The organism is Streptococcus sp. oral taxon 431 (assembly GCF_023110115.1).
GTDB lineage: Bacteria > Bacillota > Bacilli > Lactobacillales > Streptococcaceae > Streptococcus.
This window is the reverse complement of record NZ_JALDVP010000002.1, coordinates 311,323-333,757: the sequence shown is the minus strand read 5'-3', so window position 1 is coordinate 333,757 and position 22,435 is coordinate 311,323. Positions and strand designations below refer to the sequence as shown.

Genomic DNA, 22,435 nt, shown 5'->3' with positions numbered 1-22,435 from the left:
TTAAGCTACTGTAAATAGCTCTTTCTCCAATTCTTTAATTGCTTGTAAATATCGTTTTTTATCTCCAAAATAAGTATTGATGATTTTGAAGGTTCCACCATATATCTGAAATTCTGGAAGTTTTAATGTTTCAATGCTTTCGAGTTCTCCAATACCTTTATCCATGTATTTGTCCAGTAAAATTTCCAAAACAGCACGCGCTTCCTCACTATATTTATATAAATATCCGCTTTGTTTGAGTTTATTGACACGTTCCGTTTTGGTTAATTCTTTTTGACCATAGGCAAGTTTTAGGAGTAAATCAAAATCATCGATTTCTTGTTCTGATATTCCCTCCGACTCTCGAATAGCATCTAGATAAACTCCTTTTTTATAAAGTTCGTCTAAGATAAGCTTCTTTTTATCCGCCGTATGCCAAACTGTGATAAAATCGTTCAAAGTGGCGTAGCTACCTAAGATGTTCTTCCGAGTGTAGTCGGTCAGGCTTTCGGTAATCAGTTTCCCATTTTCGTCCAATACTTGAACAGTAGAATTAAGAATGGTAACCTGCTTATCTGTAACGATATATTTTTCTACTGGGTCACCACCTTCGTTTACAAAACCAGGTGTAGTACCATTGTTTGTTTTTGCGCCCGTTTCCAGAACCTTCACTGGTTCACCATCAAAATCAGGGTCAGCAAACAAATTGGTAACATTTCGAAAATCAATAATCGTAAAAAATTCTTTCCCCTTTTGAGGATAAAGACGTGTGCCACGACCAATAATTTGTTTAAATTCAGTCATGGATTGGATATTAGAGTCTAAAACAATCAAACGACATGTTTTAGCATTAACTCCTGTCGTTAATAATTTAGACGTTGTTACAATAGCGGGAAAATTAGAATTGACATCCATAAAGTTATCCAGTTGAGCTTTTCCTTCAGCGTTGTCACCAGTTACTTGCATGACATAACGATAGTCTTCTTGGACTAAGTCTAGATTCTCTTTTACAAGCGCAGCACGCATTCGCTCGGCATGGTCAATATCAACACAAAAAACAATTGTCTTATCAAATCGTGCATTGTTTTGCTTCATATAATCAGAAACAAACTTGGCAACTCTTTGCGTTCTATCATCAATGACAATGGTTTTGTCAAAATCTTTCCTGCCGTAGTACCTATCTTCTATTAATTGTCCGTTAGTATCAACTTTTCCAGTTTCTGGACGATAACCATCCACATCCACATCTAAATTAACCCTCATAACACGATATGGAGCCAAAAAACCATCCTCGATTCCCTGTTTTAAACTATAAGTATAGATTGGCTCACCAAAGTATTCCATATTGGAAGCATTCTTGGTTTCTGTAGGAGTAGCGGTCATCCCAATTTGTGTAGCAGAACTGAAATAATCAATCACCTTGCGCCAGTTACTGTCTTCCTTAGCTGAGCCACGGTGCGCTTCATCAATTATGATTAAATCAAAGAAATCTTTGTCGAACTTTTGATAATGTGTTTCAGTTCCATCTTCACCAGTTAGTTGCTGATAAAGCCCCAGATAAATTTCAAAAGAATTTAATTTTTCAGGAGCAGTCAAAAGTTTTGGTGTAATTTTCGTCATTACCTTTTCGAATGGCTTAAAGTCTTCAGCCATCGTTTGGTCTACTAAGATGTTTCTATCCGCTAAGAATAAAACTCGTTTAGCCAAACCAGCTTTTCGAAGGCGATGAATAATTTGAAAAGCCATGAACGTTTTCCCCGTTCCTGTTGCCATCACAAACATTACTCGTTTTTGTCCTCTGGCAACTGTTTCAATAGTACGGTTGATAGCTATTTGCTGATAATAGCGTGGCGTTTTCATTGAGAAGGCGTCTGTATAGTATGGAGTTGAGATAGCTTCTGTAATTTCGTACGTCAATCCTTTTTCCTTCGTCATACGAGAAAATAATTCTTCACGAGTAGGGAATTCGTCTAACTCCAGTTCACGTTCTTCTCTCGTGATACGGTCGTGTTCAATAAAGCCATCACCATTCGAAGAATAAACAAATGGAACATCTAAAATCTCTCCATATTCAATAGCTTGTTGTAATCCTGCTCGAACGCTGTGTTTATTATCCTTTGCCTCAACAATTGCAATTCGAGTTCCAAATTGGTAATACAGTGAATAGTCTGATTTTTTTCCTTCTTTACGACGAGCCTTATCTCCTCTAACCTCAATTCGACCATCAGTGAAGTATTCTTCGTAAGCGATATGCTCACCATTTTTCCATCCTTTGGATACAATAGCAGGAGTGATGAAATTTGCTTTAATATCCTCCTCACTCATTTCTTTCTTAGACTTTATAAACTCAACCATATTGAACCCTCCGCATTCTAAAAATCTACTTCTCCATAAAATAAACTATCAGAACAAATTATACTTCTATTATATCATATTTATAAAAATACTCTGCTAAATTGTTGAAAATAAGTATACAATATACTTTAGCATCGAGTCAGATTATCTCCGCATAACACCGCTATTTTTCGCTGTTTTCGGCAGGCGACTTATTATCATTCTACAAGCACTTTCAGTCGGGCTGGTGAGCTATTTTTCAAAAATAAATAATCACATTTAAACATTTTGAAAGTATAAAATATCTACATCAGCCGTTCAAAAATTGGCGTAAATTTTACCATAATATTTTTGTTTAAATAAAGATTTTTTTATGTCAAACGGATTTTAACAATGCGGATGCTTCCTATTTTGCTTCTCTTTTTAGCGCTACTACCGGTTTTCTCAAAGTTTGTCAGTGGAGGTAGTTCTTTCAGTTGGGGAATGTTTTTGATTGTTATCATAGACTGTACTTTATTGATAGTTTTCACGATTCAGATTTCTTATATTTTTTGGAGATTGTTTCAAAAGTGGAGAGAATTATCTGATAAATAAAACCATTTTGGAGGTTAGACAATGAATAGCAAAGTACAATTTCGAACGTTTACCATTTTTGATTTGGATAAGGTAGAAGATTATTTGCATGAGATGCATTTGAAAGGTTGGAAATTTAAAACGAATCGTTTTGGTTTTTTCTATTTTGAACAATGCCGACCAGATGATGTGATCTACCGTGTGTGGAATACCAGCTACCTTAGAAAAAATGAGGTAGATTTACAAAGTATGAAGGATAGAGGATGGGAATTTGTGGAAAATTGTTCTTATTCTGTTTTTCGAAAAGCAACTTGTGATGTAGATTTAAATGATCAATCTTTCATGGACAATCGTCTTCGATGGGCTGATGTGAAATCTAGACTTCGTACATCTACAGTTTCTATCTCTGGCGGTCTAGTTATTTGTATGAGCTTGTTTCGCGAAAGTCTTTCTCAGTCTTTCTTCCTTATTTTTGCCCTTTATGCCCTCATGATTTCCTATCTAATCTATAGTTTTTACAGACTTAAAAAGAAATATCTTGAGAATGTAAGATGATTTTCTAGGTCCTCAGACTGATTTTTAGCACTCTTAGTAAAGGAGTGCTAATTTTTTGAGTTTTTGTCTTGACATTCTCTTCTAAGGGTGTATAATAGAATCATAAGTTAGCACTTGGAGGTTACGAGTGCTAAAAAGATCTATCAGAGAGGAGTGACGAGATGGTTACGGAACGTCAGCAGAATATTTTAAATCTGATTATTGACATCTTTACCAAAACGCACGAACCTGTTGGATCTAAAGCCTTGCAAGAGTCTATCAACTCTAGTAGTGCTACCATTCGAAATGATATGGCAGCTCTAGAAAAGCAAGGTTTTCTTGAAAAGGCTCATACTTCCAGTGGTCGGATGCCGAGTGTGGCTGGATTTCAATACTATGTCAAACACTCCCTATCCTTTGACCGTTTAGCTGAAAATCAAGTTTATGAGATTGTAAAAGCCTTTGATCAAGAATTCTTCAAGCTTGAGGATATTCTTCAAGAGGCAACGAAAATTTTGTCAGACTTGAGTGGTTGTACGGTTGTAGCGCTGGATGTAGAACCAAGTAGGCAAAAGCTAACAGCTTTTGATATTGTTGTCCTCGGGCAACATACAGCTCTTGCTGTTTTTACGCTTGATGAGTCTAGAACAGTTACCAGTCAGTTTTTGATTCCGAGAAATTTCTTGCAGGAGGATTTAAATCGCCTCAAGACCATGATTCAAGAACGTTTCCTGGATCAGACTGTTTTGGATATTCACTACAAGATTCGGACAGAGATTCCGCAAATTATCCAACGTTACTTCACAACAACGGATAACGTTATGGATCTTATTGAGCATATCTTTAAAGAAATGTTCAATGAAAATATCGTGGTTTCTGGCAAAGTCAATCTTTTGAATTTCGCTAATTTAGTGGCCTATCAATTTTTTGATCAGCCACAAAAGGTAGCTTTGGAAATTCGAGAGAATCTGATTGGCGACCAGATGCAAAGTGTCCGAGTTGCGGATAGTCAAGAGTCCTGTTTATCGGACTTAGCAGTGATTAGCAGTAAGTTCCTGATTCCCTATCGTGGGTTTGGAATTCTGGCGATTATCGGTCCGGTCAATCTGGATTACCAGCAATTGGTCAATCAACTCAACGTTGTCAATCGAGTTTTGACCATGAAGTTGACGGATTTTTACCGTTATCTCAGCAGCAATCACTATGAAGTGAATTAAGATTGAAATCATTAAAGGAGGCGAAAATGGCCCAAGATATAAAAAATGAAGAAGTAAAAGAAGAGGAAGTTGTTGAACCAGTAGAAGAAACAACTCCCGAGAAGTCAGAATTGGACTTGGCTAATGAACGTGCCGAGGAGTTTGAAAACAAATATCTTCGTGCCCACGCAGAAATGCAAAACATTCAGCGTCGTGCCAATGAAGAGCGCCAACTCTTGCAACGCTATCGTAGCCAAGATTTGGCAAAAGCAATCTTGCCTTCGTTGGATAACTTAGAACGTGCCCTTGCTGTTGAAGGGTTGACAGATGATGTGAAGAAGGGCTTGGAAATGGTCCAAGAAAGTTTGATTCACGCCCTGAAAGAAGAAGGGATCGAAGAAATTCCAGCGGACGGAGAATTCGACCATAACTATCATATGGCTATTCAAACAGTTCCAGCGGATGACGAGCATCCAGCAGACACCATCGCACAAGTCTTTCAAAAAGGCTACAAACTCCATGACCGTATTCTAAGACCGGCTATGGTAGTAGTTTATAACTAGGCAATTCTGACGGTAGCTAAAGCAACTCGTCAGAAAACGGCAATCGCTATGGCGTTTGCCTAGCCTACTTACTAACTCGTCGTCGAAATAATATCGATTTCGACGTCTCGTGTCGCAATATACATAATAAATACCTTGTCCGAAACGACACTAAACTATGAAGAAAGATAAAAAATTATTCAGCTTTGCAATAGTGAGCGAAGCGAACCATTGGCGATACTCTTCGCCGTGGCGTTATTTGCGCAAACTTTGAGACCTTAGTCTCAAAGTTTAGTCAAAGAGATTGACGAAGTCAAGCTCTGACGGCGCCGCCACCTAAGAAGAGTATCAAAAAGAAAAAAAGATAAAATTTAAGGAGAAAAACACATGTCTAAAATTATCGGTATTGACTTAGGTACAACAAACTCAGCAGTAGCAGTTCTTGAAGGAACTGAATCAAAAATCATCGCAAACCCAGAAGGTAACCGCACAACTCCATCTGTAGTATCATTCAAAAACGGTGAAATCATCGTTGGTGACGCTGCAAAACGTCAAGCAGTCACAAACCCAGATACAGTTATCTCTATCAAATCTAAGATGGGTACTTCTGAAAAAGTTTCTGCTAACGGTAAAGAATACACTCCACAAGAAATCTCAGCTATGATCCTTCAATACTTGAAAGGTTACGCTGAAGAATATCTTGGTGAAAAAGTAACGAAAGCAGTTATCACAGTTCCAGCTTACTTCAATGATGCTCAACGTCAAGCAACTAAAGACGCTGGTAAAATCGCTGGTCTTGAAGTAGAACGTATCGTCAACGAACCAACTGCAGCAGCTCTTGCTTACGGTTTGGACAAGACTGACAAAGAAGAAAAAATCTTGGTATTCGACCTTGGTGGTGGTACATTTGACGTATCTATCCTTGAACTCGGTGATGGTGTCTTCGATGTATTGGCAACTGCAGGGGACAACAAACTCGGTGGTGATGACTTTGACCAAAAAATCATCGACTACTTAGTAGCAGAATTCAAGAAAGAAAATGGTATCGACTTGTCAAACGATAAGATGGCTCTTCAACGTTTGAAAGATGCAGCAGAAAAAGCGAAGAAAGACCTTTCTGGTGTGACTTCAACTCAAATCAGCTTGCCATTTATCACTGCTGGTGAGGCTGGACCTCTTCACTTGGAAATGACCTTGACTCGTGCTAAATTCGACGATTTGACTCGTGACCTTGTAGAACGTACAAAAGTTCCAGTTCGTCAAGCTCTTTCAGATGCAGGTTTGAGTTTGTCAGATATTGACGAAGTCATCCTTGTCGGTGGTTCAACTCGTATTCCTGCCGTTGTTGAAGCTGTTAAAGCTGAAACTGGTAAAGAACCAAACAAATCAGTTAACCCTGATGAAGTTGTTGCTATGGGAGCTGCCATCCAAGGTGGTGTGATCACTGGTGATGTGAAAGACGTTGTCCTTCTTGACGTAACACCACTGTCACTTGGTATTGAAACAATGGGTGGAGTCTTTACAAAACTTATCGATCGCAACACTACTATTCCAACATCTAAATCACAAGTCTTCTCAACTGCAGCAGACAACCAACCAGCCGTTGATATCCATGTTCTTCAAGGTGAGCGCCCAATGGCAGCAGATAACAAGACTCTAGGACGCTTCCAATTGACAGATATCCCAGCTGCACCTCGTGGTATCCCACAAATCGAAGTAACATTCGACATCGACAAGAACGGTATCGTATCTGTTAAGGCCAAAGATCTTGGAACTCAAAAAGAACAAACAATTGTTATCCAATCAAACTCAGGTTTGACAGACGAAGAAATCGATCGCATGATGAAAGATGCAGAAGCAAACGCTGAAGCAGATAAGAAACGTAAAGAAGAAGTAGACCTTCGTAACGAAGTAGACCAAGCTATCTTTGCGACTGAAAAGACAATCAAAGAAACTGAAGGCAAAGGCTTCGATGCAGAACGTGATGCTGCACAAGCTGCCCTTGATGATCTTAAGAAAGCTCAAGAAGACAACAACTTGGATGAAATGAAAGCAAAACTTGAAGCATTGAACGAAAAAGCTCAAGGACTTGCGGTTAAACTCTACGAACAAGCCGCAGCAGCGCAACAAGCTCAAGCAGGAGCAGAAGGCGCACAAGCAACAGGAAACGCAGGCGATGACGTCGTAGACGGAGAGTTTACAGAAAAGTAAGATGTTGAGGCGTTAAGAAAACGAAAGAAAAATAGGAAGCCATCGCCTTGTGCGATGCACAAAAGATGGCTTATCTTTTTTCCGAAGTTTTTAGCCGAAACTCAATTCAGCCTTACTAGTTCAAAAACAAAGTATAATAGACTTTGTTTTTGAACGTCGTAATGATAAGAAGAAATCCAGAGGTTGCAACCCAGCCTCTGTTTTTCGGTAAAGTAGAGGATGTTGCGAATGAAAAAAGTACTTTGCTTGATTTATCCTAATTTTTCTCTTTATGAGATAACTGCTTTAACGAGTACTTTAGCTCTGTCTTTTGATATCACGATTGATTATGTTGCTTCTGAGCATTCGATAGTGGTCTCTGAGGATGGTTTGCCCTGTCAACCGACGAAAACACTAGATCAAATCTGTATAGAAGAGTATTCTTGTGTGATTTTGCCAGGAATGGTCAATATAGGGCCTTCTCTACAGGATGAGAAATTGATTTCGTTTTTGAGGGACCTTGGTGAGCAAGATATCCTAATTGCAGCCATTTCTTCAGCGCCTCTTTTATTAGCGAAAGCAGGTCTGTTGAAGGACACGAAATTTACAGGTGGAATTTGGCAAAATTTCTTTGACTATTTTGAATTTCTGCCACGTGAAAATTTCCAACCGAAAGTTCTTGTGCAAGATAAACAAATCATTACGGCTATCGGTTTTGCACATCAAGAGTTTGCAAGAAAAGTGATTCTAAGTTTAGGGCTGGCAGAGAATACGGACAACTATTTTAAAGAACAAAACGAGTATGCAGAAGAGGATTTGATATATACTCTATCAGATGAAGAGTTTGATCAAGTGAAGCAAAGTATAGAAAACACCCTCTAAAGTTTTACATGAAAATTATAGAAAGGAACAAAGAGTGTTCGAGAAATTGAACTCGGGCTCTTAAGTTTCTTACTCAATATAAAAGAAAGGAATTGAACCCGACCTAAATTCTCGGAAAAAAGATAAATCTGTCTAGGAGCATCGCTCCTGCGTCAGATTTCCTATTTTTCAGTCGAATTTTACGGTCTTGGTATCTTAAATGAACAATACTGAATTTTATGACCGTTTGGGCGTTTCAAAGAATGCAACTCAAGATGAGATCAAGAAAGCCTATCGGAAATTATCTAAAAAATATCACCCAGATATCAACAAAGAACCTGGTGCTGAGGAAAAGTACAAGGAAGTTCAAGAAGCCTATGAGACTTTGAGCGATGAACAGAAACGGGCTGCCTATGACCAATACGGTGCGGCTGGAGCCAACGGTGGCTTTGGTGGTGCAGGCGGTTTCGGTGGCTTCGATGGTGCAGGCGGTTTTGGTGGATTTGAAGATATCTTCTCAAGTTTTTTCGGCGGAGGCGGTTCTTCTCGCAATCCAAACGCTCCTCGTCAAGGTGATGACCTCCAGTATCGCGTCAATTTGACTTTTGAAGAAGCCATCTTTGGTACTGAAAAAGAAGTCAAATACAATCGTGAATCAAGCTGTCGTACTTGTAACGGATCAGGTGCTAAGCCTGGGACAAGTCCAGTTACTTGTGGACGTTGTCATGGCTCTGGTGTTATCAACGTCGATACTCAAACACCGCTTGGTATGATGCGTCGCCAAGTAACCTGTGATGTCTGTCATGGACGTGGAAAAGAAATCAAAGATCCATGTACAACTTGTCATGGAACAGGTCATGAAAAACAAGCCCACAGTGTCCATGTAAAAATTCCAGCAGGTGTCGAAACTGGTCAACAAATTCGTCTAGCTGGTCAAGGGGAAGCAGGCTTTAACGGTGGTCCTTATGGAGACTTGTATGTAGTAGTTTCTGTAGAAGCAAGCGATAAATTTGAGCGTGAAGGAACAACTATTTTCTACAAGTTAAACCTCAATATCGTCCAAGCAACTCTTGGTGATACTGTGGAAATTCCAACTGTGCATGGCGCTGTCGAATTGGTTATTCCAGAGGGAACTCAGACTGGCAAGAAATTCCGCCTACGTGGTAAGGGAGCTCCAAGTCTTCGTGGTGGTGCTGTTGGTGACCAATACGTCACTGTTAATGTCGTGACGCCTACAGGCTTGAACGAACGCCAAAAAGCAGCCTTGAAAGAATTCGCAGCTGCAGGTGATTTGAAAGTCAATCCAAAGAAAAAAGGCTTCTTTGACCATATAAAAGATGCCTTTGAGGGTGAATAAAACAAAAGAGCCATAAGGCTCTTTTTGTTTGTAGTTAGTATCGGAGAAAAGATTCTCTGACTGATCTGCTATTGATATTTTTGAACGAGCAAGCTGGCTTTATCCATTTCCTGGATGAGTTGCTTGAGTTCCGCTTCTTTGCCGGGTTTCACAGTTACGGTATCAATGTGCTTAATCGCCGAATTATCCTGGATATCTACCAAGGTCAACGCCTTTTCGTAGAATGCGATTCCTTTTTTCATGCTTTCCGAATCATTCAAAGTTAGAATTGTGTATAAAGAATGTGATTTCTTTCCGTTATCTCGGAAATGCTTCTCGCTTTCCTCCTCTAAAAATTGTATTAAACCATGATTGAACAAGTTATCCCCTACTTTATAGTAAGAAATATCTCCTGTCTGTAGGACGTAGACTTTGAGTCGGTTTTTAGTAAGGTTTGGGCTTTCTTTTAGGACTGGGTGGCTGTTGACGACATCATCAGAGAATGTCACATAAAAATCCAAGCCTCCCCCCTCGTATTGATAGTGTCCATTTGATTCAACTTTCTCAGGAGGCAGGTCAAGGGAGATAAAGATTTGTTTTAAGGTTTCATTTCCTTCTCGAATGTCACTTGATGAGGCCTTGAAAAGATTGGCCACAAGTAGAAATGCTAGGGTTACAAAAAGACAGAAGCAACCGGAAATAATCAAGATGACTTTTAAAAACTGTTTCATGTTTAGTCCCTCCCTTTTCTGTTAGGAGCTGGTAATCCAAGATGGATTTAAGGGGATGTAAGGAAAGTTGGATGCTTTCTTTTTTAGTTTTCTTCAGTTTCTCGTAGTTCTTTTATGACAGCAAGTCTTGCTTGGAGGTCTTTCTCTAAGACTTTAAATTTGTAAGTGAGGTCTTCTTGATACTCTTTGATGACTTCTTTTTGTTGATTGATAATTTGTAAGCTATTTTGGATAACATCTAAATCGCCTTTGATTGCTTCAACTCGATCAGTTGTATCTAAGACTTCTTCAGTGATAACTTCACGATTTTTAACGAGGAGGTAAGATCCGACTGCTGATCCAGCAAAAAGTAGTAAATTTGATAGTTTCATAGGAACTCCTTAAGCGTTTTTGATCGTTTCAGCGACTTGGGCAAGTTTGTCAAAGTCAGGTTCATGGGCAACAAAGTCAATTTTTAGGTCATCCTCGGCACCATAACGAGGGACGAGATGGACATGGGTATGGAAAACGGTTTGTCCAGCTACCTCTTCGCAGTTGGTAATGATATTCATACCCTTGGCTTTAGTAGCAGTCATGACTTTTTGTGCTACCAATGGAACCTTAGCAAAGAGTTGGCTAGCGCTCGTCGAATCCATTTCTAAAAGGTTGCGATAGTGTTCTTTAGGTACGACCAAGGTATGACCAGGTGTTACTTGAGAAATATCAAGAAAGGCAAGGACTTGCTCATCCTCATAAACTTTGGCTGCAGGGATTTCTCCTGCGATAATCTTACAAAAAATACAATCTGACATAAAAACCACCTCTAGTGTATTGAATTTTGATATAATATAGCTACATTATACCAGATTCGGAGAAAATATGTTAGAAATTAAAAATCTGACAGGAGGCTATGTTCATGTCCCTGTCTTGAAAGATGTGTCCTTTACAGTTGAGAGCGGACAGTTGGTAGGTTTGATAGGTTTGAATGGTGCGGGGAAATCTACGACTATCAATGAGATTATTGGTCTTTTGACGCCATATAGTGGGGAGATTAAGATTGACGGATCGACTCTAGGAGAGGATGCTACGAGCTATCGCAAGAAAATTGGTTATATCCCTGAAACTCCTAGCTTGTACGAGGAATTGACTCTCAGAGAGCATATTGAGACGGTTGCTATGGCCTATGGTATCGAGCAAAATCTAGCTTTTGAACGTGTAGAGCCGCTTTTAAAAATGTTCCGTTTGGATCAAAAATTGGATTGGTTCCCGGTTCATTTTTCCAAAGGGATGAAGCAAAAGGTTATGATTATCTGTGCCTTTGTCGTGGATCCTAGTCTCTTTATCGTAGACGAACCTTTCCTTGGTCTTGATCCTTTGGCGATTTCAGATTTGATTCAACTTCTAGAAGCGGAAAAGAAAAAAGGAAAGTCTATCCTTATGAGTACCCACGTTCTTGATTCTGCTGAAAAGATGTGTGACTCTTTTGTCATTCTTCACAAAGGTCAAGTTAGAGCCAAAGGAAATCTCCAACAACTCCGAGAAGCCTTTGATATGCCAGAAGCAAGCCTCAATGATATCTATTTGGCTCTGACCAAAGAGGAGGAGCTATGAAGGACTTGTTTTTAAAACGAAAGCAGGAATTTCGCAAGGAATGCTTGGGCTATCTCCGTTATGTGCTCAATGACCATTTTGTCTTATTTTTGTTGGTGTTGTTAGGATTTTTGGCCTACCAGTACAACCAGTTGCTCCAACACTTTCCTGAGAATCATTTCCCAATCCTAATTTTGATTGGGATGATATCTATTTTACTTTTGCTTTGGGGTGGTATTGCGACCTATCTAGAAGCACCTGATAAACTATTTCTTTTAGTTGCTGAAGAAGAAGTGAGAGAACACATCCAGAAGCAAAGTCTGATTTCTTTCATCTTTTGGGTCAGTGTACAGACTCTCTTTTTGCTCCTGTTTGCGCCTTTATTCTTAGCCATGGGTCTTGGTTTGCCGATTTTTGGAGTCTATCTCCTTGTCTTGGGAATAGTAAAATATGTGATTTTTCGCCAAAAGTCTAGCAACTTTTTCCTTGGAAATGGACTTGACTGGGATTATGTTATTGCCCAGGAAAGCAAACGGAAGCAGTTCTTGCTTCGATTTTTTGCTCTCTTTACCCAGGTCAAGGGGATTTCAAATAGTGTTAAGCGCCGAGCTTATCTGGACTTTATTCTCAGGGGAGTTCAGAAAGTACCAGGAAAAATATGGCAGAACCTCTATCTTCGTTCCTATCTGAGAAATGGAGATTTATTCGCCCTTAGTCTGCGACTCATAATCCTATCTTTGACCGCTCTCATCTTCATTGAGCAATCTTGGATTGCAGTCGCAATTGTAATTTTATTCAATTATCTTTTGTTATTCCAGCTTCTAGCCCTCTATCATGCCTTTGACTATCAATATTTGACGCAATTATTCCCAGTAGGTAAGGGGCAAAAAGAGAAAGGTTTGAAGGAAATTTTGAGAGCGATTGGAATATTTGTCTTAATCTTGGAAAGTCTCATAGGATTGCTTATTTTTAAGGACAAAATTCTTGTTCTAGCACTTGTGGGAGCAAGTCTTGTCTTGCAATTTCTTTATTTGCCGTATCAACTGAGAAGATTGGTTGACGAATAGCATAAAAATTAGTAGAATAATAAGGAAACTTTATTCGGAGGAAAGAAATGGACTTGGGTGATATTGAGCTAACGCTAACCCCGATATCTGGGAAGAGCGGGAAAGCTTATATGGGAAGTTATCCTGATGGAAAACGTGTTTTTATAAAAATGAATACTTCTCCAATCCTGCCTGGTTTAGCTAGAGAGCAAATTGCACCACAATTGCTCTGGAGTCGTCGTTTACCAGACGGCCGTGATATGTCCGCTCAGGAATGGTTGACAGGAAAAATTTTGACGCCAAGCGATATGAACCGTAAACAAATTATCGATATTTTGACACGTTTACACTGTTCACGTCCCTTAATGACCCAGTTGACACGATTGGGATATGCAATGGAAACACCTTCGGATTTACTTCAGTCATGGGTAAACAAGGCTCCGGATGCTTTAAAAAACAACCAGTATCTACGTATGGTTTTAGGTGATTTGCGTGAAAATCTTCCTGGATTTAGGGAAGATTATGCAACCATAGTCCATGGGGATGTCCGTCATAGCAACTGGTTTGAGACAGAGAGTGGCTTGATTTATTTAGTAGATTGGGATTCCGTTCGCTTGACTGATCGTATGTTTGATGTGGCCTATCTGCTTTGTCACTATATTCCAGAGTATCAGTGGCAAGAATGGCTAACTAATTATGGCTATAAGTATAATCAAACTGTCTTGAATAAGTTATATTGGTATGCTCAACTGTCATTTTTGAGCCTCATTACCAAATACTATGAAAATCAAGATTTGGATAATGTAAACCGGGAAATCTATGCTTTGCGTAGCTTCCGAGAAAAGTATGGAAAGAAAAAATGAGAGTTAGAAATCGTAAAGGGGCAACAGAACTGTTAGAGGCTAATCCGCAGTATGTTGTCTTAAACCCCGCAGAAGCTAAAGGAAAGTGGCGAGATTTGTTTGGTAATGACAATCCAATCCATGTAGAGGTTGGTAGCGGCAAAGGTGCTTTCGTAACAGGAATGGCCAAACAAAATCCGGATATCAACTATATCGGGATTGATATTCAGAAGTCTGTATTAAGCTATGCTTTAGACAAGGTCTTAGAAGTTGGAGTTCCCAACATCAAACTTCTATGGGTTGATGGTTCAGAATTGACCAATTATTTTGAAGATGGTGAAATTGATCGCTTGTATTTGAATTTCTCGGATCCATGGCCTAAAAAACGTCATGAGAAGCGTCGTTTGACTTATAAGAGCTTCTTGGACACTTTCAAACGAATCTTACCTGAACATGGTGAAATTCATTTCAAGACAGATAATCGTGGCTTGTTTGAATATAGCTTAGTGAGCTTTTCACAATATGGCATGAAACTCAAGGGTGTTTGGTTAGATTTACATGCCAGCGACTTTGAAGGAAATGTCATGACGGAGTATGAGCAAAAATTTTCAAGCAAGGGTCAAGTCATTTATAGAGTTGAAGCTCAGTTTTAATGTGAAGACTTGTTAGTGAAAAAATGTCGTTCACTCAAATGGAATGTAAACATGTAACTCAAGGATTTAGTTCTGTCTTCGATAGGACTAAATCCTTGAGTTTTTTAATAGATTTGGGATTTTGATAAGTGTGTACTTGTGCCCTGATAAGTGGTATAATGAAGGGGTTATGAGAAGAAGCATAAAACCTGTTGTAGTCTATTTTTTCTTTCTCCTTGTGATAGGTGGTTTGATTTTTTTGGATCATCAACATCATCGACAGGCAGATGTACAAGTAGAAAAAACTGAGAAAACTACTCAAACCAGTGAAACAGATAAGGAAAAGGTTGTTGAAGATAGATTAGCCACAATGACCTTGGAGGAGAAAGTCGGGCAATTATTCTGGGCTAGAGTTCCTGCCGATCATCAAATAGAAGATCTCAAATCCTATCATTTGTCTGGTTATATCTTATTTGGACGAGATTTTGAAGGACGAACCTTAGAGGATATGAAAGTTTTGACAAGTCGCTACCAAGCCGCTTCAAAGACTCCTTTATTGATTGGTTCAGATGAAGAAGGGGGAACAGTAACTCGTATCAGTTCGATTTTGGATACTCCTTTCCAATCTCCTATGACCCTTTATCATCAAGGAGGGATGGAGGCTGTTCTTTCTGATACTAGGAAAAAGGCAGAGGTGCTGAAATCTGTTGGTATCAATGCTGGACTCTTTCCAGTTGCGGATCTTGCAGGTGATCCATCAGCCTTTATTTACGATCGGACCATCGGACAAGATGTCCAAACAACTGCAAGTTATGTTAAGCAAGTTGTAGAAGAACTTCAAAAGAATAAGGCCGGTTCAACCTTGAAGCATTTCCCAGGATATGGTGATAATGGAGACAGTCATACCGACATTATCCAAGACAACCGCTCTTTGGATGATTTAAGACAAGCAGATTTTCTACCCTTTCAAGCTGGCATAGATGCAGGTGCGGATAGTATTTTAGTTTCTCACAATATCCTGACTAAAATTGATACAGTGCCGTCATCTATCTCGCCAAAAATCAACGAAATTCTTCGCAAGGAGCTGAATTTTAAAGGGGTCATAATGACGGATGATTTAGATATGGCAGGATTAGCCGATTTTGTCAGTCAGGATGAAGCTGCTCTCCAGGTAATATTAGCTGGAAATGATTTAATCCTAGGTTCTTCCTACCAAACTCAGATTCCTTATCTATTAAAGAAAATTTCTTCTGGGGACTTGACAGAAGAGCGTATTGATGAGTCTGTACGACGTATTTTAGCATGGAAATACGACTTGGGATTATTCGATACGTCTCAGTAAAAGGAAACGTCATTTATAAAATCATGCAGAAACCTTTGAAGGAAAGCCTTCTATTGGTTGTGAAAAGGTCAAATCCTTGCAGGTTGGATTGATTTGTGTTATACTAATAACAAGAATATAAGAAAGAGAGGCGGGGAGATATCTTCGCCTCTTGCTTATGAGGAGGTGGACGCAATCGCAACTATCGTTGAATTAGTCAGAGAAGTCGTAGAACCTGTTATTGAAGCTCCTTTTGAACTCGTAGATATCGAGTACGGAAAGATTGGCAGTGACATGATTCTTAGTATTTTTGTAGACAAGCCTGAAGGAATCACCTTGAATGATACGGCAGACTTGACTGAAATTATCAGTCCTGTCCTAGATACTATCAAGCCGGATCCCTTCCCAGAACAATATTTCCTAGAAATTACAAGTCCAGGATTGGAGCGTCCTTTGAAAACCAAGGAAGCAGTCGCTGGAGCGGTTGGGAAATACATCCATGTCGGGCTCTATCAAGCCATCGATAAGCAAAAGGTTTTTGAAGGAACCTTGTTGTCCTTTGAAGAGGATGAGTTGACTATGGAATATATGGATAAAACTCGCAAGAAAACAGTCCAAATTCCATATAACTTGGTATCAAAAGCACGTTTAGCAGTAAAATTATAGAAAGAAAGGATAGCTTTTGAGAATTCAAAAGTATAAAGAACATGAGTAAAGAAATGCTAGAGGCCTTCCGCATTTTGGAAGAAGACAAGGGAATCAAGAAAGAAGATATCATCGACGCAGTAGTAGAATCACTTCGTTCTGCTTACCGTAGACGCTATGGTCAATCTGATAGTGTAGCTATTGATTTCAACGAAAAGACAGGTGACTTTACTGTCTATACTGTCCGTGAAGTTGTTGATGAAGTATTTGATAGCCGTTTGGAAATCAGTTTAAAAGATGCTCTTGCCATTAATTCAGCCTATGAGCTTGGTGACAAAATCAAATTTGAAGAAGCGCCAGGAGAGTTTGGTCGTGTAGCAGCCCAATCTGCTAAACAAACAATCATGGAAAAAATGCGTAAGCAAACACGTGCCATTACCTACAATACATACAAAGAGCATGAACAAGAAATCATGTCAGGTACGGTAGAACGTTTTGACAACCGCTTCATTTACGTTAACCTTGGTAGCATCGAAGCCCAATTGTCAAAACAAGACCAAATTCCTGGAGAAGTGTTTGCTTCTCATGACCGTATCGAAGTTTATGTCTACAAAGTGGAAGACAATCCTCGTGGAGTAAACGTCTTTGTTAGCCGTAGCCACCCAGAGATGATCAAACGTTTGATGGAACAAGAAATTCCAGAAGTTTATGACGGAACTGTTGAAATCATGAGCGTAGCCCGTGAAGCAGGTGACCGTACGAAAGTTGCTGTTCGTAGTCATAATCCAAATGTGGACGCTATCGGAACAATCGTTGGTCGCGGTGGAGCAAACATTAAGAAAATCACAAGCAAATTCCATCCAGCTCGTTACGATGCTAAGAGCGACCGCATGGTACCTGTAGAAGAAAACATCGATGTAATCGAGTGGGTAGCAGATCCAGCTGAATTTATTTACAATGCCATTGCTCCTGCTGAAGTTGACCAAGTTATCTTTGATGAAAACGATAGCAAGCGTGTCTTGGTTGTTGTACCAGATAACAAACTATCTCTTGCTATCGGTCGTCGTGGACAAAATGTTCGCTTAGCAGCCCATTTGACTGGTTACCGTATCGATATCAAGTCTGCAAGTGAATTTGAAGAGATGGAAGAAGCAGGTCAAGTGGATTACGCTGAAACAGACGAATTGACTGAAGAATAAGATCTGCTAGAGGAGGGAAAGATGAAAACAAGAAAAATCCCTTTGCGCAAGTCTGTTGTTTCCAACGATGTGATTGATAAGCGAGATTTACTTCGTATTGTCAAGAACAAAGAAGGTGAGGTCTTTATCGACCCGACAGGCAAGGCTAATGGCCGGGGCGCTTATATCAAGCTAGATAATGCAGAAGCCCTAGAGGCTAAAAAGAAAAAAGTCTTTAACCGTAGCTTTAATATGGAAGTTGAAGAAAGCTTTTATGACGAGCTGATTGCCTATGTCAATCACAAAGTAAAAAGAAGAGAGTTAGGACTTGAATAAGCAAAAAGTAAGTAATCTCTTGGGATTGGCTCAGCGAGCAGGGAAAATCATCTCGGGTGAAGAAATGGTTGTCAAAGCCATTCAAGACCGGAAAGTTAAATTGGTATTTCTAGCTCATGATGCTAGCCCAAATCTAACCAAGAAGATTCAGGATAAAAGCCACTATTATCAAGTAGAAGTTATTACCGTGTTTTCAACACTGGAATTAAGCATGGCAGTCGGAAAATCAAGAAAGGTTCTGGCTGTGACAGATGCTGGATTTACAAAGAAAATGAGGTCTCTTATGGAATAGAAGAGGAGGACATGATTTGTCTAAGAAAAGATTGTACGAAATCGCAAAAGAACTTGGAAAAGAAAGTAAGGAAGTTGTAGCGCGTGCAAAAGAGTTGGGCTTGGAAGTAAAAAGCCATGCTTCAAGCGTAGAGGCTGCTGCTGCTGAAAAAATCGTAGCTAGCTTTAAGCCTGCTGCTCCCAAAACAGAAGCAAAACCTGTAGCGCCAAAAGCAAGTGAAGCGAAGGTGGAAAGTAAACCAGCTACGCCAGCAACTCCTAAGGAAGAAAAAGTTGTAGCTGCAAGACCACAGAGTCGAAACTTTAAGGCTGAACGTGAAGCGCGTGCCAAAGAGCAAGCGGAACGACGCAAGCAAAACAAAGGTAATAGCCGCGATCAACAACAAAACGGTAACCGTCAAAAAAACGATAACCGTAATGGTGGTAAACCTGGTCAAGGGAACCGTGACAATCGTCGTTTTAACGACCAAGGGAAGAAACCACAAGGCCAAGGAAATCGTGGCAATGATTATCGCCAACAAGCTGATAATCGTCCCAACCAAGCTGGTCCTCGTATTGACTTTAAAGCTCGAGCAGCAGCTCTGAAGGCTGAGCAAAATGCAGAATACGCACGCTCAAGCGAGGAACGCTTCAAACAGTCTCAAGTTGCCAAAGAAGCCTTGGCTCAAGCTAATAAACGCAAGGAGCCAGAGGAAATCTTTGAGGAAGCTGCTAAACTAGCTGAACAAACTCAGCCTGTAGTTGAAGTAGCTCCTGTAGCCAAAGAGGCTGTAGTGGATACACGTCGTAAAAAGCAAGCTCGACCAGACAAAGATCGTGATGATTACGATCATGAGGAAGATGGTCCTAGAAAACAACAAAAGAATCGAAGTAGTCAGAATCAAGTGAGAAATCAAAGAAATAGTAACTGGAATAACAATAAGAAAAATAAAAAAGGCAATAAACAAAATAACCGTAATCAGGCTCCAAAACCTATTACAGAGCGTAAATTCCATGAATTGCCAACAGAATTTGAATATACAGATGGTATGACTGTTGCGGAAATCGCAAAACGTATCAAACGTGAACCAGCTGAGATTGTTAAGAAACTATTTATGATGGGCGTTATGGCCACTCAAAACCAATCTTTGGATGGAGAAACAATCGAACTCCTCATGGTTGATTATGGAATTGAAGCTAAACAAAAGGTAGAAGTGGACAATGCGGATATCGAACGTTTCTTCGTAGAAGATGGATATCTAAATGAAGACAAGTTGGTTGAACGTCCACCAGTTGTAACTATCATGGGACACGTTGACCATGGTAAAACAACCCTTTTGGATACCCTACGTAATTCTCGTGTCGCTACAGGAGAAGCTGGTGGTATCACTCAGCATATTGGTGCCTACCAGATTGAGGAAAATGGTAAGAAGATTACCTTCCTTGATACACCAGGACACGCGGCCTTTACTTCTATGCGTGCACGTGGTGCCTCTGTTACCGATATTACGATCTTGGTCGTAGCGGCAGATGACGGGGTTATGCCTCAAACTATCGAAGCCATCAACCACTCAAAAGCAGCTAATGTTCCAATCATCGTTGCTATTAACAAGATTGATAAGCCAGGTGCAAACCCAGAACGCGTTATCGGCGAATTGGCTGAACACGGTGTTATGTCAACAGCTTGGGGTGGAGATTCTGAGTTTGTAGAAATCTCAGCCAAATTCAACCAAAATATCGATGAACTCTTGGAAACTGTTCTTCTTGTAGCTGAAATTCAAGAGCTCAAAGCAGACCCAACCGTTCGTGCCATCGGTACTGTTATCGAAGCTCGCTTGGATAAAGGTAAAGGTGCGGTTGCAACCCTCCTTGTTCAACAAGGTACCTTGAACGTTCAAGACCCAATCGTTGTTGGTAATACTTTCGGACGTGTCCGTGCCATGACCAATGACCTTGGACGTCGTGTTAAGGTTGCAGGACCATCAACACCAGTATCTATTACAGGTTTGAACGAAGCACCGATGGCGGGTGATCACTTTGCCGTTTATGAAGATGAAAAATCTGCTCGTGCAGCAGGTGAAGAGCGTGCCAAACGTGCTCTTATGAAGCAACGTCAAGCTACACAGCGTGTAAGCCTTGAAAACCTCTTTGACACTCTTAAAGCTGGGGAACTTAAGTCTGTTAACGTCATCATCAAAGCTGACGTACAAGGTTCGGTTGAAGCCCTTTCTGCCTCACTACAAAAGATTGATGTGGAAGGTGTAAAAGTTACCATCGTCCACTCAGCAGTTGGTGCTATCAACGAATCTGACGTGACTCTTGCTGAAGCTTCAAATGCCTTTATCGTAGGTTTCAACGTACGTCCTACACCACAAGCCCGCCAACAAGCAGAAGCAGACGATGTAGAAATCCGTCTCCACAGCATTATCTACAAGGTTATCGAAGAGATGGAAGAAGCCATGAAAGGTATGCTTGATCCAGAATTTGAAGAAAAAGTTATCGGTGAAGCGATTATTCGTGAAACCTTCAAAGTGTCTAAAGTCGGAACAATCGGTGGATTTATGGTTACTAGCGGTAAAGTTACCCGTGACTCTAAAGTCCGTGTTATTCGTGACGGTGTCGTTATTTACGATGGTGAACTTGCAAGCTTGAAACACTATAAAGATGACGTCAAAGAAGTTACAAACGGCCGTGAAGGTGGTCTCATGATTGATGGCTACAATGATATCAAGATGGATGATGTGATTGAGGCCTATGTCATGGAAGAAATTAAACGCTAAGATTTTTGCTCCTTTCTTAGGTGGTGTGGGACGCAAGCAAACCCAAGGTTTCATTGCTTATTTTTGAGCCTAGAGTCTCAAAAATCCCCAGTGATTGAACTGAATGATCAGCCCAATCACTTTCACCACGGCGAAAGAAGCGGATGATTTCAAATTGAACTTCGTTTCAATTTGAATTGAAAATCAATAAGTTTAAAAATAGCTAGGTCTGCTGGCCTAGCTTTTGATTCAATAGAGAGGAAGGAATAGCATGGGAAATCATTTCCGTACGGATCGTGTAGGCATGGAAATCAAGCGTGAAGTCAATGAGATTTTGCAAAAGAAAGTCCGTGATCCTCGTGTCCAAGGTGTGACCATCACAGATGTTCAGATGCTAGGTGACTTATCTGTAGCTAAGGTTTACTACACCATTTTGAGTAATCTTGCTTCAGATAATCAAAAGGCCCAAATTGGCCTTGAAAAAGCAACCGGAACTATCAAACGTGAGCTTGGTCACAATTTGAAATTGTATAAAATTCCAGACTTGACCTTCGTCAAAGACGAATCCATCGAGTATGGAAACAAGATTGACGAAATGTTACGCAATCTGGATAAGAAATAATAAAAAAGAGGGGAATCCCTCTTTTTTATTACTTTAAACATGATGATGGATTAATTAGTTGCCCTTCTTAAAAGTCGGTTAAAAAAATGTATAAATCTCTAATAGTATGATATGATAAAGCTTAACTTGAATATAAAATGGAGATATAGATGGCTAAACAAGATATAGCTATAAAAGTTTTACAACAAGTTGTAAAACTTCCTGTCGTGAAAGTAAATAGAGAAAAATTTTTAGTGGAGAAGTTCTCTAAAGAATTAGATAAGAAGGATATTGCCAAATTGTTAGAACAAGGTCCTCCTTCATTATTATCCCAGGAAACCTTAGATAGGGTAGCCAGGTCCTGCATAAAGGATAATGTTTTACGAGCAAGTGGAACATCTGTTCTAGCAGGTCTACCTGGAGGTATTCTAATGGCGCTTACTATTCCAACGGATGTAGCTCAGTTTTATGCTTTTTCCTTGAAATTAGCCCAAGAATTGGGATATATTTATGGATTTAATGATCTTTGGGCATCAAGAAATGACTTAAGTGAAGAAGCTAAAAACACACTATTACTTTATCTAGGGGTCATGCTTGGGGTAAACGGAGCGGGTGCCTTGCTTCGTTCTGGTGGTGTTACAGTCGCTAAACATGTAATGACCACAGTACCTCAGAAAGCCGTAGCCAAAGCTGGCTGGTACCCTATTTTAAAAAAGGTTATGAAAATTTTTGGGGTTACTCTTACAAGGAGAGGCTTGGCAAAGGGAATGGGAAAAGCGATTCCTATTCTAGGTGGGGTTATTTCAGGGGGATTAACCTATGCGACTATGAAACCCATGGGCGAAAGATTGCAAAAAGAATTGTCCAAATTAGTTAACTATTCTGAAGTGCAATACCAAAATGATATGGCAATTATTCGAAAAGAGGCTGAGGTAATCGAAACTGACTGATATGAAGAAA

The 22,435-nt window shown here is 39.9% G+C and carries 22 protein-coding genes; 18 read left to right on the top strand and 4 right to left on the bottom strand.

Annotated features, from left to right (window positions below; all coding sequences use genetic code 11):
• Positions 1-2,334 carry a DEAD/DEAH box helicase family protein gene (locus tag M1F91_RS04505; protein ID WP_006147897.1) on the bottom strand — a complete coding sequence of 778 codons (2,334 nt, stop codon included), beginning with the start codon at positions 2,332-2,334 and terminating at the stop codon, positions 1-3.
• Between the two features lie 594 nt (positions 2,335-2,928).
• On the opposite strand from M1F91_RS04505, the gene M1F91_RS04500 reads away from it, so the two are divergent.
• The 6 genes from M1F91_RS04500 (at position 2,929) to dnaJ (ending at position 9,566) form a co-directional block, all read left to right on the top strand.
• Positions 2,929-3,441, top strand: a complete 513-nt coding sequence (locus tag M1F91_RS04500; RefSeq protein ID WP_247912805.1) for a DUF2812 domain-containing protein — start codon at positions 2,929-2,931, stop codon at positions 3,439-3,441.
• Positions 3,442-3,602: 161 nt separating this feature from the next.
• Complete coding sequence (gene hrcA / locus M1F91_RS04495; protein WP_247912804.1) at positions 3,603-4,637, top strand: heat-inducible transcriptional repressor HrcA; 1,035 nt, start codon at positions 3,603-3,605, stop codon at positions 4,635-4,637.
• 26 nt (positions 4,638-4,663) lie between these two features.
• Positions 4,664-5,179, top strand: a complete 516-nt coding sequence (gene grpE / locus M1F91_RS04490; RefSeq protein WP_247912803.1) for a nucleotide exchange factor GrpE — start codon at positions 4,664-4,666, stop codon at positions 5,177-5,179.
• A gap of 366 nt (positions 5,180-5,545) precedes the next feature.
• Positions 5,546-7,369 carry a molecular chaperone DnaK gene (gene dnaK / locus M1F91_RS04485; protein WP_178895436.1) on the top strand — a complete coding sequence of 608 codons (1,824 nt, stop codon included), beginning with the start codon at positions 5,546-5,548 and terminating at the stop codon, positions 7,367-7,369.
• Between the two features lie 228 nt (positions 7,370-7,597).
• A complete protein-coding gene (locus tag M1F91_RS04480) occupies positions 7,598-8,230 on the top strand; it encodes a DJ-1/PfpI family protein (protein WP_247912802.1) in 633 nt (210 codons plus the stop codon).
• Between the two features lie 199 nt (positions 8,231-8,429).
• A complete protein-coding gene (dnaJ, locus tag M1F91_RS04475) occupies positions 8,430-9,566 on the top strand; it encodes a molecular chaperone DnaJ (RefSeq protein WP_247912801.1) in 1,137 nt (378 codons plus the stop codon).
• 68 nt (positions 9,567-9,634) lie between these two features.
• Here dnaJ and M1F91_RS04470 read toward each other — a convergent pair whose 3' ends face one another.
• The 3 genes from M1F91_RS04470 to M1F91_RS04460 all read right to left on the bottom strand — a co-directional run bounded on the left by M1F91_RS04470 (position 9,635) and on the right by M1F91_RS04460 (position 11,067).
• Entirely contained in the window at positions 9,635-10,276 is a 642-nt protein-coding gene (locus M1F91_RS04470; protein ID WP_247912800.1) for a hypothetical protein, read from the bottom strand.
• Positions 10,277-10,359: 83 nt separating this feature from the next.
• Complete coding sequence (locus tag M1F91_RS04465) at positions 10,360-10,647, bottom strand: hypothetical protein (RefSeq protein WP_004251799.1); 288 nt, start codon at positions 10,645-10,647, stop codon at positions 10,360-10,362.
• A gap of 9 nt (positions 10,648-10,656) precedes the next feature.
• Positions 10,657-11,067, bottom strand: a complete 411-nt coding sequence (locus M1F91_RS04460) for an HIT family protein (RefSeq protein ID WP_247912799.1) — start codon at positions 11,065-11,067, stop codon at positions 10,657-10,659.
• Between the two features lie 67 nt (positions 11,068-11,134).
• Here M1F91_RS04460 and M1F91_RS04455 point away from each other — a divergent pair, with 67 nt between their 5' ends.
• The 12 genes from M1F91_RS04455 to M1F91_RS04400 all read left to right on the top strand — a co-directional run bounded on the left by M1F91_RS04455 (position 11,135) and on the right by M1F91_RS04400 (position 22,425).
• Positions 11,135-11,866: an ABC transporter ATP-binding protein gene (locus tag M1F91_RS04455; RefSeq protein WP_247912798.1), complete on the top strand. Its 732-nt coding sequence runs from the start codon at positions 11,135-11,137 to the stop codon at positions 11,864-11,866.
• Entirely contained in the window at positions 11,863-12,912 is a 1,050-nt protein-coding gene (locus M1F91_RS04450; protein WP_247912797.1) for an ABC transporter permease, read from the top strand. The genes M1F91_RS04455 and M1F91_RS04450 overlap by 4 nt, the downstream gene beginning before the upstream one ends.
• Before the next feature lie 47 nt (positions 12,913-12,959).
• On the top strand, positions 12,960-13,754 hold the full coding sequence (locus tag M1F91_RS04445) for a phosphotransferase family protein (RefSeq protein WP_006150214.1): 795 nt from the start codon (positions 12,960-12,962) through the stop codon (positions 13,752-13,754).
• Positions 13,751-14,386, top strand: coding sequence for a tRNA (guanosine(46)-N7)-methyltransferase TrmB (gene trmB / locus M1F91_RS04440; protein ID WP_247912796.1), 636 nt, complete (start codon positions 13,751-13,753; stop codon positions 14,384-14,386). Before M1F91_RS04445 ends, trmB begins: the two co-directional genes overlap by 4 nt.
• Positions 14,387-14,555: 169 nt before the next feature.
• Entirely contained in the window at positions 14,556-15,707 is a 1,152-nt protein-coding gene (locus M1F91_RS04435; protein ID WP_247912795.1) for a glycoside hydrolase family 3 N-terminal domain-containing protein, read from the top strand.
• 165 nt (positions 15,708-15,872) lie between these two features.
• On the top strand, positions 15,873-16,352 hold the full coding sequence (gene rimP, locus M1F91_RS04430; protein WP_004251813.1) for a ribosome maturation factor RimP: 480 nt from the start codon (positions 15,873-15,875) through the stop codon (positions 16,350-16,352).
• A gap of 41 nt (positions 16,353-16,393) precedes the next feature.
• Positions 16,394-17,530 (top strand): transcription termination factor NusA, encoded by a 1,137-nt coding sequence (gene nusA / locus M1F91_RS04425; protein ID WP_247912794.1) that lies wholly within the window; start codon positions 16,394-16,396, stop codon positions 17,528-17,530.
• A 21-nt stretch (positions 17,531-17,551) separates the two neighbouring features.
• Positions 17,552-17,845 (top strand): YlxR family protein, encoded by a 294-nt coding sequence (locus M1F91_RS04420; protein WP_247912793.1) that lies wholly within the window; start codon positions 17,552-17,554, stop codon positions 17,843-17,845.
• A complete protein-coding gene (locus tag M1F91_RS04415) occupies positions 17,838-18,137 on the top strand; it encodes a YlxQ-related RNA-binding protein (protein WP_247912792.1) in 300 nt (99 codons plus the stop codon). The genes M1F91_RS04420 and M1F91_RS04415 overlap by 8 nt, the downstream gene beginning before the upstream one ends.
• A gap of 16 nt (positions 18,138-18,153) precedes the next feature.
• A complete protein-coding gene (infB, locus tag M1F91_RS04410; protein ID WP_247912791.1) occupies positions 18,154-20,895 on the top strand; it encodes a translation initiation factor IF-2 in 2,742 nt (913 codons plus the stop codon).
• Between the two features lie 250 nt (positions 20,896-21,145).
• Positions 21,146-21,496 carry a 30S ribosome-binding factor RbfA gene (gene rbfA, locus M1F91_RS04405; RefSeq protein ID WP_004251823.1) on the top strand — a complete coding sequence of 117 codons (351 nt, stop codon included), beginning with the start codon at positions 21,146-21,148 and terminating at the stop codon, positions 21,494-21,496.
• Positions 21,497-21,645: 149 nt separating this feature from the next.
• The gene (locus M1F91_RS04400) at positions 21,646-22,425 is read left to right on the top strand and encodes a hypothetical protein (RefSeq protein ID WP_247912790.1); all 780 of its coding nucleotides are present in this window, start codon (positions 21,646-21,648) and stop codon (positions 22,423-22,425) included.
• Positions 22,426-22,435: the final 10 nt, after the last annotated feature.